Consider the following 12,567-nt stretch of genomic DNA (forward strand, 5'->3'; position numbering starts at 1 on the left):
TCATTCCCTTATATCGCCGCGCCGGTTAGCGTTTGCCACCTGAGACAGTGTAAACGGGGGCAAAGTGGATCGGAATATAATCCTGTTCAGTGCAGTATCGCCAATACTCCACGACCTGCATGACATGGCCGACCTTCTCGCCTATCAACATATTGGCGGTGCAATGATCTTGAAGGAGAGGTGTGATGACGACAAGGAACGGCCTGAATATCGTTATAGCCACGGCCGTGGCGCTGACCTATGCCCCAGCCGCCGCGCGCGCAGGTGCAGGCGCAGGGGGTGGCCCGAAACCCTTTGATGGGTCGCGTGCGCCGTGACACTCGACCAGATCCAGACGTTTTTGTGGGTTGCGCGCCTGAAAGGCGTACGCCGCGCATCCGAGCAGATGAACATCTCGCAGCCGGCAGTCACGGCGCGCCTGCAAACGCTGGAAGATGACCTTCGGGTCAAGCTGTTCGAGCGCACAACCCGCGGTGTGGTCCTGACACGCGAGGGGGAATTGCTGCGCGGCTACGCCGAACAGATTGTCTTTGTGCAAGAAGAAATCCGCCAGCGCGTCAGTGATCCCACCGGGCTGGAAGGGCTGTTTCGTGTTGGCGCGTCAGAGACCATTGCAGAAACCTGGCTGCCCCGGTTTCTGGAACGGCTCAGTCAGGAATATCCGCGCCTGAGCCTTGAACTGACGGTCGACATCTCGTTCAACCTGCGCGAAGCATTGCTTGCGCGAGAACTAGATCTGGCGCTTTTGATGGGGCCTGTATCGGCCTATTCGGTCAATAATGTTCCGTTGCCCAGTTTCGATCTGGGTTGGTATCGGGCCGCTGGCAGCCCTGTGCCTGATTTCCTGACAACGCCTGTGATCAGCTATGCGCGCAACACGCGACCCTACCGCGAACTGGTTGAGGAACTGAGCAAGCGCCACGGCCCCAGCGTCCGGGTGTTCAGTTGCGCGTCACTATCCGCCAGCATCCAGATGATCGCATCCGGTATCGGGGTCGGGCCTATCCCGAACGCGTTGGCGCAAGAGCGTGTTGCAAACGGCCAACTGCGAAGCTTCGACCCTGGATGGCTGCCCTCACCCCTCGACTTTACGGCGTCCTGGATGGCCGAGCCGCGCACCTCTCTGGCCGAGCGGTGTGCACAACTGGCCGTCGAGGTGGCGCAAATCTGGTGATAGCCAAACCTGATCGCAACCAATCACATAATACGATTTGATTTGATACCCTAGATCCGCAACGCTCTCTCCCAGAGATGCGCAGCAGAATTGGGGGAATGCGGTTGACCGATCAGAGTATTGCCAGCGTCCAAAGCTTGGCCGAATTGCGGGCGGCCATTCGGTCCGGGGCCTTCAATGATCACACCGCCGGGCTAGCGCCGGGCAAGTTGCAATGCAACATTGCCATTCTGCCTGCGGCGTATGCGCTGGACTTCCTGCGCTTTTGCCTGCGCAACCCCAAGCCTTGCCCGATTGTGGGCGTTGGGGAAACTGGCGATCCAAGTCTGCCCACGCTGGGCCCGGACATTGACATTCGCCACGATCTGCCGCGCTACCGTCTGTATCGTGACGGAAAATTTTCCGATGAAGTCACAGATATCGCAGCGCATTGGCGTGATGACATGATGACTGTCGCGCTTGGCTGTTCCTTCACTTTCGAGCGCGCGTTGATGGCGGCAGGCATACCAATGCGCCACGTCGAACAGAACCGTACGGTGCCGATGTATCGCACCACCCTGCCACTGGAAGGGGGCGGCGTATTCGGCGGCACAATGGTAGTGTCGATGCGGCCCTTGCGCGGTGGCGATGTGCCCCGCGCGGTGGAAATTTGTGCGCGCTACCCGCTTGCGCATGGCGCGCCGGTTCATGTGGGCGACCCCGCCGCTATCGGCATCGCGGCGTTGGACCGGCCCGATTGGGGGGATGCCGTCACGATCCTGCCCGACGAGGTGCCGGTTTTCTGGGCCTGCGGCGTCACCTCGCAGAACACCCTTCTATCAGCGGGCATTCCGTTGGTCATCACCCACGCGCCGGGACATATGCTGATCAGCGATATCGACGAGGATGCGGCGCTGCCCATCTGGAAACCTTGACCCAACAGTGGAGAAAACAATGAAACTGAAATTAACATCCGCCCTTTTGCTGTCCAGCGCGCTGGCCGCGCCTGCCAGTGCGGAAATGCTCTCGGTCGTCGGCAGCTGGTCCAACCTGCCGCTCTATCAGCAGTTCGAATCTCCCTTCTGGACAGAGATCCTGCCCGAAGCCTCAAACGGCACGTTGGAAGTTGCCATGACCACCCACAACGAGATGGGGCTAGGTGTGGGCGATGTGTTCAACCTGTTGGGCGACGGCGTCTATGACGTGGCCATGACTGTCGGCGATTACGCAGTGGCTGACGCGCCAGAGTTAGAGGGGCTTGATGTGCCGCTGGTGGCACTGGACGCAGACACCGCCCGCGCCATGGTCGATGCTGCGCGCCCGATGGTCAATGACATCTTCCGCGACCGGTTCAACAGCCATGTGCTGGCCATCGCGCCCTACCCGCCGCAGATCGTGTTCTGCAATGCTGAAGTGTCGGGGCTGGACGATATGCGCGGGCTGAAAGTGCGCGGTTCTGGTCGCATGACAGCAAAATTGTTGGAAGCCTTGGGCGCGGAAGGCGTGAATGTCGATTTCGGTGAAGTGCCGGGAGCGCTGCAACGCGGCGCGATCGACTGCGCGGTCACGGGTGCGGGTTCAGGCTATAACGCCGGCTGGTGGGAAGTCTCGACCCATCTGGTCACGCTGCCCTTGGGCGGTTGGGACCCCGTTGTCACTGCAATGAACATGGACCGCTGGAACAGCCTTGATGCGGAAACTCAGGAACTGATTCAGACGACCATCACAGCCGAGTTTGAAACGCCCGCATGGGCCGTCGCGCAAGATGCGTTGGTCAATGACGTGGCCTGCCTGACCGGCAATGCCGAGTGCCCGTATGGGGATGCCCGCGACATGGTACTGGTCGAAGCATCGGAAGCTGATTTTGACGCCGCGCGCAACATTCTGATCACCGAAGTGCTGCCGGATTGGGCAGCGCGTGCAGGCAATGACTGGGCACAGCGCTGGAATGACAGCGTCGGTGCCGTTGTTGGTGTAACCGTCGATCTGGACTAAGCCACGAAAGGGCAGCACATGGTCTTGCATATTTTCGAGCTTCTTCGCCGTATCAACCGCGTTATTGCGCTGGTGGTGGGGCTGGGGCTTTTGGTTTGTGTGGGCTATGTGCTGCTCGAAATTACCTTGCGCCGCTTCGGCACCTCATTGGGCGGCACATCCGAGATTACGGGCTATGTCATGGCGGTCACCACAGCGTGGGGCATGGGCTTCGCCCTGATGGAGCTGTCGCATATCCGCATCGAGGTACTTCGCACCCGGTTCGCAAGCTGGGGCCGCGTGTTTCTGGACCTGCTGGCGATGCTTGCCATGTCAGCGACTGTTGTCATCATCGCGTTCCGCGCATGGCCGGTACTGGCGCGGTCCATCACCAACAATTCCCGCGCCAATACCGTGCTAGAGACCCCGCTCTGGATACCGCAAAGCTTGTGGTTCGGCGGCTGGGTCTGGTTCGCGTGCATGTGCTGCGCGGTCACGCTGTTGTCCATCGCGCTGGTGCTGCAAGGCAAGCTGGGCGCGGTCGAGGGCAAGATCGGCATTCGCAACGAAGTCGAAGATGAACTGGAGCAATTGAGATGATCCTTTACATCTTCAGCGGGCTGCTGGGACTTATGGCGCTGACAATCCCGGTGGGGATCGTGCTGTTCTTGCTGGGGTTTGGGATCGACCAGTTCTTCACCCCCTTTCCGCTGATCCGGGGCTTGGGGCAGTTTGTGTGGTCATCTTCAAATTCCTCGACCCTGATCGCGATTCCCTTCTTCGTTCTGCTGGGTGAAGTTCTGGTGCGCGGAGGCGTGGCAGCCAAGACCTATGCCGCGCTCGACCGTTGGCTTAGCTGGCTGCCGGGCGGGTTGATCCATGCCAATATCGGCACAGCAACGCTGTTCTCTGCCACCTCTGGCTCATCCGTGGCCACGGCTGCAACTGTCGCCACCGTGGCCATGCCGCAGGCGGAAAAACTTGGCTATGATCCGCGCCTGTTTTCAGGCGCTATCGCGGCGGGCGGCACGTTGGGCATCATGATCCCGCCCTCGATCAACCTGATTGTCTATGGCTTTCTGACCGAAACCTCGATCCCGCAGCTGTTCGTTGCAGGTCTGATACCGGGGCTGATGCTGGCGGTAGGCTTTAGCATGATGACCGTGCTGATCTGCATGGTGCGCCCGGAACTGGGCGGCGAATCACGCCGCTATCCATTCCCTGAAATGCTGGGCGTTCTGGTGCACCTTATCCCGATCTTTCTATTATTTGCGGCCATTGTCGGCTCGATCTATCGCGGCTGGGCCACACCGACCGAAGCCGCCGCCGTAGGTGTCGGCATGGCTTTTGTGATCGCGGCCTTCTCCGGCGGGGTGAACTGGCCGATGCTGAAGGAATCGCTTTACGGCACCATGCGGATCACCGCCATGATCATGCTGGTGGTGCTGGGGGCAGCGTTTTTGAACTTCACCCTGTCCAGTGCAGGACTTGGTCGTGAATTGCGTGCTTTCATGGAGGGGCTTGGTTTTACCCCCTTCATGACGCTGATGGTCATTGTTCTGATCTATATCGTGCTGGGTTTCTTTATTGAGACCCTGTCGCTGATGGTCATTACCATTCCGATCATGGTGCCGATTGTGGTGGGCCTTGGGTATGATCCGATCTGGTTCGGGATTTTGATGATTGTGCTGGTGGAAATGGCCCTGATCACGCCCCCTGTCGGGCTTAACCTGTATGTCGTGCAGGGCGCGCGGCGTGGTGGAAACCTGTCCGAGGTGATGGTCGGCGCAATCCCATACGCTGTGTTGATGTTGCTGATGGCGTTTTTGCTGATCGCGGTGCCGGATCTGGCGCTGTGGTTGCCCAAGAACCTGTAGGAGGGGGCCATGCCTGTATTCACATTCCAGACCGATCAGGGGCCGGTGTCGATTGCCATTTCAAAGTTGATCGTGGCAGGCTGGACAGGGCGAAACGCCGCCGCGGTCCAGCACCACATCGAAGAATTGGCAGAACTCGGTGTTCCAGCGCCGTCGAGCGTGCCGCTCTACTATCAGCTCGGGCCGGAATTGTTGACTCAGGCACCGGTCATCACGGCCCTTGGCCCCGCAACCTCGGGCGAGGTGGAACCGCTGATCGTAGCAGATGCAGACGGCGCGCTTTGGCTTGGTCTTGCCTCTGATCATACGGATCGTGCGCTGGAAACCATATCGGTGGCAAAGTCCAAACAGGCGTGCCCCAAACCCATTGCACAAACGCTGTGGCGCTTTGACAGTGACAGCGCAAACCTCGATGACCTGATCTTGTCGGCGCATATTCTGGAACAAGGCAAGGCCGGCTGGACACAGTATCAGACCGGCACCCTCGCTGCGATCAAGCCGTTGGCAGAGTTGCTTTCAGCATTGCCGGGTGGACGGCTTGCGCCCGGCGCAGCACTTCTTTGCGGAACCCTACCGGCACTTGGCGGCATCAGGACGGCAACCGATTTCCGCATGGCACTGCAAGACCCCGTTTCGGGCCGAACGATTACACATCAGTACCAGATTGCCACGTTGCCGATCATTTCCTGACATTCGTTTGGCAACCGAAGGTCACTTCGCCGCCAAACACCACAATGGCCGCTTGACCCTCGTCGGCAAAGATGTCGATAAGGGTCAGCGAGGCCACCATTAACCACTCTGATACGGCCCCAAACCCGCACAGGCCCCGATGGACCCATAGGCCGCAGAACCGCGAACGGGGGACGCCGCGATGCCTATGTCACGGGAAACCGGGCTTCCAATGCACGCACGATTTGATCCATGAAACGCGCGGAGGCGACGGGCAGCGTACGACCCCGCAATTGCAGAACGCTCAACACCCCGTGGGGCACATCAAGTTTGGCAATTGGCCGACTGATAATGCCGGCATTGGGGTCAGTCGGGGTTCCGATAGGAATTTGCACCATCACGGCGTCGGATTCAGCAACAACACTTTTGAGAAATTCAAATGAGTCAGATTCGACAAGCACATTGCGCGGCATTGCTGTTCGCATCATTGCGGTTTCCAGCATTTGGCGTCCTGCAAAGGCTTTTGAGGGAAGCGCCATGGGATATTGCAGAATATCGCGCAGACGCACGCTCTTGAGATGAGCCAGCGGATGGTTGCTTCGCATGACAGCGTGAAGCACCTGCTCGGCCTGCAATACGATCTGTAGCTCTGGCAACTGGGCTGCGCCAAAAACGAGTGCGAAATCGGCTGTGTAATCAGAGAGAGAATGCTCGACCGCGCCCCGGTCCCGCACCAGAAAACTGAATGTCACACTCGGAAAGTTTGCCGTGTATTCCAACATTTGCGCGGGCAAGAAATACGGGGCAAGCGCCTGACTGCACGCAACAGAGACATGGCCACGCCGCATGCCAGACAGATCAGCTATCTGCGAGCGCAACCGTTCGACCTCGGCCAATTGCTTGCGCGCACTGAACAAGAGCAGCTCACCCGCCGGGTTTAATCTGACACCTTGAGGCAAGCGCTCGAAAATCTTTTCGCCCAACTCTTCTTCAAAAGCCTGAATCCGGCGATTCAACGCAGATGCCGTCAGCGCCAACTCATCTGCCGCGCGGCGTATGGAGCCGTATTTCACGACGGCCTCGATATACCGCAGGATCAGCTGATAACGCATGCCGCCTCGCTTGGAAAAAAGAGCGGTGCTTTTTTTGCACCGGGCCTGAGAATTATTAGCAGACGACAGCACCGACTGTCGATGGCAAACAAAACCAGCCCAGCGAATCTGACTGAGGCAACGCGGCTTGCAGGAGAAAACATGTCACTGGACCTACCTGATCAATGGGCACGCAGCGCGGATGTCAGACACCACCCCCTGACGCAACCAGCCAGGCCATCATCGAGCTTGTCGAGATGCACTTCGGCTTCACGCCCACCACCGACAACATCCTGAATGCGTTCAACACCCTCTCACCAACCCCAGCCCAAGGAGACCCCCTCATGATACTGAACCGTCGCTCATTCCTCGCCACCACTGGCGCTGCCGCCCTTGCCGGTGGCATGGGTCACCCTGCATTTGCGCAAAATGTCACTGCCAACATGATCCTGAACTGGCGTTATCAGGGTCCGCAGGGGTGGTTCTTCTTCGCGCAGGATCGTGGCTATTTCGATGATGCAGGGATTAACCTGACAATGGATCAAGGCTCTGGTTCTGGTGCAGCGGTCGTGCAGGTTGCTGGCGGTTCCTATGATCTGGGCTTTGGCGACATTAACGCGGCAGTCGCCGTGGCCGCTGAAAGGCCAGATGAAGCGCCGGTCGGGTTCTTCATGATGTATAATCGCCCGCCCTTTACCATTGCGGTGCTGAAAGACAGCGACATTCACACCCCGCAGGATCTGGAAGGTCGCTTGTTGGGCGGGGCTGCAAATGATGGCGCGCTGCGTCTGTTCCCCGCTTTTGCAAAAATGACGGGTATTGATACGTCGGGCATAGAAATCACCAATATGCAGGCCAATCTGCGCGAACAGATGCTGCGCACACGTCAGGTTGAAGGGGTGTTCGGGTTCGTGAACACCATCCGCTTCTCGGCAATCCTGTCGGGCATGAATCCTGACGAAGAAATCCGCTGGATCAATTTTGCAGATTACGGGATGGACCTGTATTCAAACTGCCTGATTGCATCGCGCAAGCTTGTTGAGGAACAGCCCGATGTGCTGCGCGGTATCAGTGCCGCTGTCAATCAAGGGTTGAAAGACACGCTTGCCGATCCAGAAGCCGCGATAGAAGCCGTTGCGCGGCGCGAGTCCCTGATCGAGAAAGACGTGGAACTGGCCCGCCTGATGGCGACGCTGGAAGATGAAATGAGCCATCCCGAAGGTGCAACCTACGGCATTGGCGCCGTTGACCCGGACCGCTTCAAACGCTCCATCGACATTGCTGTCGAGGCCAATGACCTGCCCAACACACCTGCCGCCGATACGATCTTCACAGAGGCATTCCTGCCCCCACTGGAAGACCGGGTTACAACATTGGCCAAGGCCTAAGTCACGAATACCGCATCCCTAAAAAAGTTGAGAAAATGGACCTTGGATTGAAAGAGCGCGTTGTGGTCATAACCGGGCCTGCAAAGGGGCTTGGAGCGGCTGTAACTTTGGGGTTTGCACAAGAAGGTGCAAACCTCGCCCTGATCGGGCGCGACACCGCCGCGATTGAACCGGTTGCCAAAGAGGCGCGCGCCTTGGGCGCACAGGTCATCGTGATTGCCTGCGACATGACAGACGAAAACGCCTGCTTGGCCGCGATAAACCAAACATGCGCAGAACTGAGCGGCCGGATTGATGTTCTGGTCAATGTTGCCGGCGGTTCTGGCCCGATTGGCAAAACCGGGGCCGAGACTTCGGCGGATGAATTCGATGAAATCGTGCTGTTGAACATGCGTGGCCCGTTCAACATGATCCGCGCGGTCGCCCCGGTGGTGCAGGCGCAAAAACAGGGCCGCATCGTAAATGTGGGCGGCACGTTTGGATTGCGTGGCAAGGCGGGGCGTCTGGCCTATTCGGCCAGCAAATGGGGCCTGCGCGGGGTGACAAAATCTTTCGCGCTGGAGTTGGGGCCTGACGGCATAAACGTGAATAACGTGGCCCCCGGTATGGTCGATGGCCCGCGTTTCCGAACCAAGGTTGTGCCCGAAATGGCGCAGCGTCTGGGCATTTCCGAACAGGAAGCAGTCGAGCGGCACGCGGCTGATTATGCCTTGCGCCGCATCAGCACAGATCGCGATGTCGCTGACGCGTGCCTGTTTCTTGCCTCTGATCGCGCGCGTCAGATCACAGGGGCCGATTTGGCCGTAGATGGCGGGTGGGCTGCACTATGAAAGCTGATCTTATTCTCACAGGCGGCATTCTTGTCGATGATCGTTCTCGTCAGCATGCAGATGTTGCGATCAAGGACGGCATCATACTTGCAGTGGGCGCTCCAGAGGCAATGCCCGATGCTGTGGAGACTATCAATGTGACGGGGCTACACCTGCTGCCGGGCGCGATCGACATGCATGTGCATTTCCGAGAGCCGGGCTACACCCACAAAGAAGACTGGCAGACTGGCACTGACGCCGCTGCGATGGGTGGGGTCACGACAGTCTTTGAGATGCCGAATACACATCCGCCCACGCGATCTGTCGTGGAACTGCGCCAAAAACAAGAATGCGCCCGCAAGGCGCGTGTGGATTTCGGCCTGTATGGCCTGATGGCGGAAGATAACATTGATGAATTGGAAGCTTTGGCAGAGGCCGGGGCCAATGCGTTCAAGTGTTTCATGGGCAACACCTTCGGCAATCTGCCATCCCCTTCTACCGGGGCGATGCTGGAAGGGTTCGAGATTGCCGCGAAGCTTGGGCTGCGCGTCTCGCTGCACGCTGAAACAGCGTCCATCATGGCGTGGCGTCAAGCGAAACTGCAAGCCGCCGGAATTAACCATCCGCTGGCACATATAGGCGCACGGCCTGAAATTGTTGCCATCGAAGCTGTAGGGCGTGCCGCCGCGTTGGCAGAGTGGACGGGCGCGCGCATCCATGTGCTGCATATTTCATCTGCAGGTGAATTGCGCCCTCTGGCAGAGGCCAAGGCGCGCGGTGTCGACATCACAGGAGAGACGTGCCCTTGCTACCTGATGCTGGACAGCAGCGATTATGACACGCTGGGGTCAGTCATTCGGGTTAACCCTCCTGTGCGCGAAGCCAAGGACAGCACAGCGATCTGGGACGCGTTGAAAAGCGGCGTGGTCGACATGATCGCAACAGACCATGCCCCCCACACGCCGGAAGAAAAACGGCGCGAGTCCATCTGGGAGGCCGATTGCGGATTTCCCGGTGTTGAAACCCAGATGCCGCTGATGCTGACTGCCGTGGCCAAGGGGCAGATCACACTGGAAGAGTATGTGCGCATGTCGTCAGTCCGCCCCGCACAGGCATTTGGCCTATGGCCGATGAAGGGCAGGATCGCTCCGGGGGCACATGCAGACATAGCCGTCGTCGATCTGACACGGCGCGAGGTGATCGCTGCCGAGCGGTTGCATTCACGCGGCAAGATCACACCCTTTGAGGGTGTGGAGACGACCGGTGCCCCGATCCACACGCTGGTGCGTGGCCGTTTTGTGCAAAAAGATCGCACGCTGGTGCCGGATATGGCCGGTCATGGCCGCCAAGTGACCGATATTCAGAAGATGCCCGCACCCGCCCCCCGCAACACCGATCAGAGCCTTGCCGCTGTGCTTGGTCAGAAAGGCTGAAGATGAATATGTCGCACCAGTCCCTGAAAGTTCCTTTGATACAGTTCGAGAATGTCGCGGTCGATTATGGTCGAAAACCGGATATCGTGCGCGCGCTAGAGCCCACCAACCTTGCCATAACCGAAGGGGATTTCGTGGCTCTTGTCGGCCCGTCAGGATGCGGTAAATCCACACTCCTGAAGCTGGCAGCCGAGCTTTTGAAACCCTCAGAGGGGGTCATCTTTTTCGGTGGGCGCGAACTGGGCGCAAAACCTGTGCGTGTGGGGATGGCGTTCCAATCCTCTACGCTGCTGCCATGGATGACCATCCGCGACAATGTTATGTTGCCACTCAAGATCGTGCCCCCCTTCCGCCAACACTACCGCGCCAAGCGCAAGGGCGAATACCGCGACAAGGTTGATGCACTTCTGGCGCAAGTGGGCCTTCAGGGCTTCGCGGACAGCTTTCCGTGGCAATTGTCAGGCGGGATGATGCAGCGCGCCAACCTGTGCCGCGCCCTGATCCATGAACCTGATCTGCTGCTGCTTGATGAACCCTTTGGCGCGCTGGACCAATTCACCCGAGAGGAGCTTTGGGGCACCTTGCAGGAATTGTGGATGTCGACGACGACCACAGTACTTCTTGTAACCCATGATCTGCGCGAAGCGGCTTATCTGGCAAATCGCATCTGCGTCATGAGCCCGCGACCGGGGCGCATTCTTGATGATCGAGAGGTTCCTTTCGCGCGCCCCCGCACAGTTGAAATGACCTACGAGCCTGATTTCACGGCCACGATCCAGCATTTGCGCAGCATGATCGTGCATTCCCCGAAGGAGAAAACGCTATGATGGCCGCAATCCGCCGCCGAGCCGCCTCGATCAGCCTGATCCTTGGTGTCTTCGTCTTTTGGGAAATTGCTTGCGTGGTTTTCGGGATATCCAGCCTGATCCTTCCGCGCCCGTCCGAGATTCTGACAACACTCTATGTGCGCGGGCCGGGCATTTGGCCGCACACCCAGCAAACGCTCTACACAACAATGACCGGCTTCAGCATTGGTGTTGTGATTGGCCTGTTGCTGGGCACCCTGATCGGCAGCTCGCGGCTTGCCTATGACACAGCCTACCCCCTGCTGGTGGGCATCTCGTCCATCCCGAAGGTCGCGGTGGTCCCGATCTTTGTGTTGTGGTTCGGCGCCGGGACAGTGCCTGCGATCCTGACCGCAATGATCATCTGCATATTTCCGATTGTGGTGAACATGGCCACGGGTCTTGCAACAGTCGAGCCGGAACTGGAGGACGTCATGAAATCCATGAAGGCGTCCAAGCTTGATATTCTGTGGAATGTCGCGCTGCCCCGCGCAATGCCGTATTTCTTTGCGTCGCTGAAAGTTTCGGTCACGCTCGCCTTCGTCGGCTCGGTCGTCGCCGAAACTGTGGCCTCGAACCGGGGCGTCGGAAACATGATGATGATTGCATCCTCGTCATTCAATGTGCCGCTTGTGTTCGCAGGGCTGTTCGTTTTGGCGACCATGGGCGTGTCCCTATACGTCATCTTCTCGCTGATCGAACGGTGGGTCGTGGGCTGGGCGATGCGCAAGGATGCAGCGATCTGATTGCGCTGACGACCTGCTCTGCCTCAACAAAACACGCGAAGGGCAATCAACACGCATTTCCTTCGCGTCAACATCACGGTCGCACCCCATAGGGATGGCGTACGATTTGCCAACTCTGCGGAAATAACAACAGCTTCATATGATGAACAGGAGACTACCTTGGACAATCTGAAAATCACCGCAGGCGATTTCACATTCACGGGCCATTTCGAGACAGAAAACGCCCCGAAAACCGTTGCCGCGTTTCGCAAGCATCTGCCCTATGTCAGCAAGATCGTTCACGTCCGCTGGTCAGGCGAAGGTGTCTGGGTTCCGCTGGGCGAGACAGATTTTGGGGTCGGATATGAAAATCATACAAGCCACCCCGCACCAGGGCACATCATTCTGTATCCGGGCGGAATCAGCGAGACAGAGATTTTGCTTGCCTATGGCGGTGTCGATTTCAGCTCGAAAATGGGGCAACTGGCGGGCAATCATTTCATCACCTTGACAGGTGGGCTGGAAAATCTTCACGCATTGGGCACTTCAGTTCTATGGGAAGGCGCAAAGCCGATCCGATTTGAAGCGGACTAATGGAAATGG

At 58.4% G+C, this 12,567-nt stretch carries 14 protein-coding genes; 13 read left to right on the top strand and 1 reads right to left on the bottom strand.

Going from position 1 to position 12,567, the window contains the following annotated elements:
- Nucleotides 1–185: 185 nt before the first annotated feature.
- The 7 genes from BD293_RS23370 (at nucleotide 186) to BD293_RS15150 (ending at nucleotide 5,694) form a co-directional block, all read left to right on the top strand.
- Nucleotides 186–317, top strand: coding sequence for a hypothetical protein (locus BD293_RS23370; RefSeq protein ID WP_281286674.1), 132 nt, complete (start codon nucleotides 186–188; stop codon nucleotides 315–317).
- Complete coding sequence (locus BD293_RS15125) at nucleotides 314–1,174, top strand: LysR family transcriptional regulator (RefSeq protein ID WP_142083095.1); 861 nt, start codon at nucleotides 314–316, stop codon at nucleotides 1,172–1,174. Before BD293_RS23370 ends, BD293_RS15125 begins: the two co-directional genes overlap by 4 nt.
- A gap of 104 nt (nucleotides 1,175–1,278) precedes the next feature.
- Entirely contained in the window at nucleotides 1,279–2,088 is an 810-nt protein-coding gene (locus BD293_RS15130; RefSeq protein ID WP_246086321.1) for a putative hydro-lyase, read from the top strand.
- 19 nt (nucleotides 2,089–2,107) lie between these two features.
- Complete coding sequence (locus BD293_RS15135) at nucleotides 2,108–3,148, top strand: TRAP transporter substrate-binding protein (protein ID WP_142083099.1); 1,041 nt, start codon at nucleotides 2,108–2,110, stop codon at nucleotides 3,146–3,148.
- A gap of 18 nt (nucleotides 3,149–3,166) precedes the next feature.
- The gene (locus BD293_RS15140; RefSeq protein WP_142083101.1) at nucleotides 3,167–3,727 is read left to right on the top strand and encodes a TRAP transporter small permease subunit; all 561 of its coding nucleotides are present in this window, start codon (nucleotides 3,167–3,169) and stop codon (nucleotides 3,725–3,727) included.
- Nucleotides 3,724–5,004 (top strand): TRAP transporter large permease, encoded by a 1,281-nt coding sequence (locus BD293_RS15145; RefSeq protein ID WP_142083104.1) that lies wholly within the window; start codon nucleotides 3,724–3,726, stop codon nucleotides 5,002–5,004. Before BD293_RS15140 ends, BD293_RS15145 begins: the two co-directional genes overlap by 4 nt.
- Before the next feature lie 9 nt (nucleotides 5,005–5,013).
- Nucleotides 5,014–5,694: a DUF2848 domain-containing protein gene (locus BD293_RS15150; protein ID WP_142083106.1), complete on the top strand. Its 681-nt coding sequence runs from the start codon at nucleotides 5,014–5,016 to the stop codon at nucleotides 5,692–5,694.
- 185 nt (nucleotides 5,695–5,879) lie between these two features.
- Here BD293_RS15150 and BD293_RS15155 read toward each other — a convergent pair whose 3' ends face one another.
- Complete coding sequence (locus BD293_RS15155; RefSeq protein ID WP_142083108.1) at nucleotides 5,880–6,785, bottom strand: LysR family transcriptional regulator; 906 nt, start codon at nucleotides 6,783–6,785, stop codon at nucleotides 5,880–5,882.
- Nucleotides 6,786–7,108: 323 nt separating this feature from the next.
- On the opposite strand from BD293_RS15155, the gene BD293_RS15160 reads away from it, so the two are divergent.
- The 6 genes from BD293_RS15160 to BD293_RS15185 all read left to right on the top strand — a co-directional run bounded on the left by BD293_RS15160 (nucleotide 7,109) and on the right by BD293_RS15185 (nucleotide 12,558).
- Nucleotides 7,109–8,152 (top strand): ABC transporter substrate-binding protein, encoded by a 1,044-nt coding sequence (locus BD293_RS15160; RefSeq protein WP_170207158.1) that lies wholly within the window; start codon nucleotides 7,109–7,111, stop codon nucleotides 8,150–8,152.
- A 35-nt stretch (nucleotides 8,153–8,187) separates the two neighbouring features.
- Complete coding sequence (locus tag BD293_RS15165) at nucleotides 8,188–8,982, top strand: SDR family NAD(P)-dependent oxidoreductase (RefSeq protein WP_142083112.1); 795 nt, start codon at nucleotides 8,188–8,190, stop codon at nucleotides 8,980–8,982.
- Nucleotides 8,979–10,394 carry a dihydroorotase gene (locus BD293_RS15170; protein ID WP_142083115.1) on the top strand — a complete coding sequence of 472 codons (1,416 nt, stop codon included), beginning with the start codon at nucleotides 8,979–8,981 and terminating at the stop codon, nucleotides 10,392–10,394. Before BD293_RS15165 ends, BD293_RS15170 begins: the two co-directional genes overlap by 4 nt.
- 8 nt (nucleotides 10,395–10,402) lie before the next feature.
- Nucleotides 10,403–11,221, top strand: a complete 819-nt coding sequence (locus BD293_RS15175) for an ABC transporter ATP-binding protein (RefSeq protein WP_246086322.1) — start codon at nucleotides 10,403–10,405, stop codon at nucleotides 11,219–11,221.
- Nucleotides 11,218–11,985 carry an ABC transporter permease gene (locus tag BD293_RS15180; RefSeq protein ID WP_246086323.1) on the top strand — a complete coding sequence of 256 codons (768 nt, stop codon included), beginning with the start codon at nucleotides 11,218–11,220 and terminating at the stop codon, nucleotides 11,983–11,985. The genes BD293_RS15175 and BD293_RS15180 overlap by 4 nt, the downstream gene beginning before the upstream one ends.
- 159 nt (nucleotides 11,986–12,144) lie before the next feature.
- The gene (locus tag BD293_RS15185; RefSeq protein ID WP_142083119.1) at nucleotides 12,145–12,558 is read left to right on the top strand and encodes a DUF3830 family protein; all 414 of its coding nucleotides are present in this window, start codon (nucleotides 12,145–12,147) and stop codon (nucleotides 12,556–12,558) included.
- Nucleotides 12,559–12,567: the final 9 nt, after the last annotated feature.

Source organism: Roseinatronobacter monicus, assembly GCF_006716865.1.
GTDB classification, from domain to species: domain Bacteria; phylum Pseudomonadota; class Alphaproteobacteria; order Rhodobacterales; family Rhodobacteraceae; genus Roseinatronobacter; species Roseinatronobacter monicus.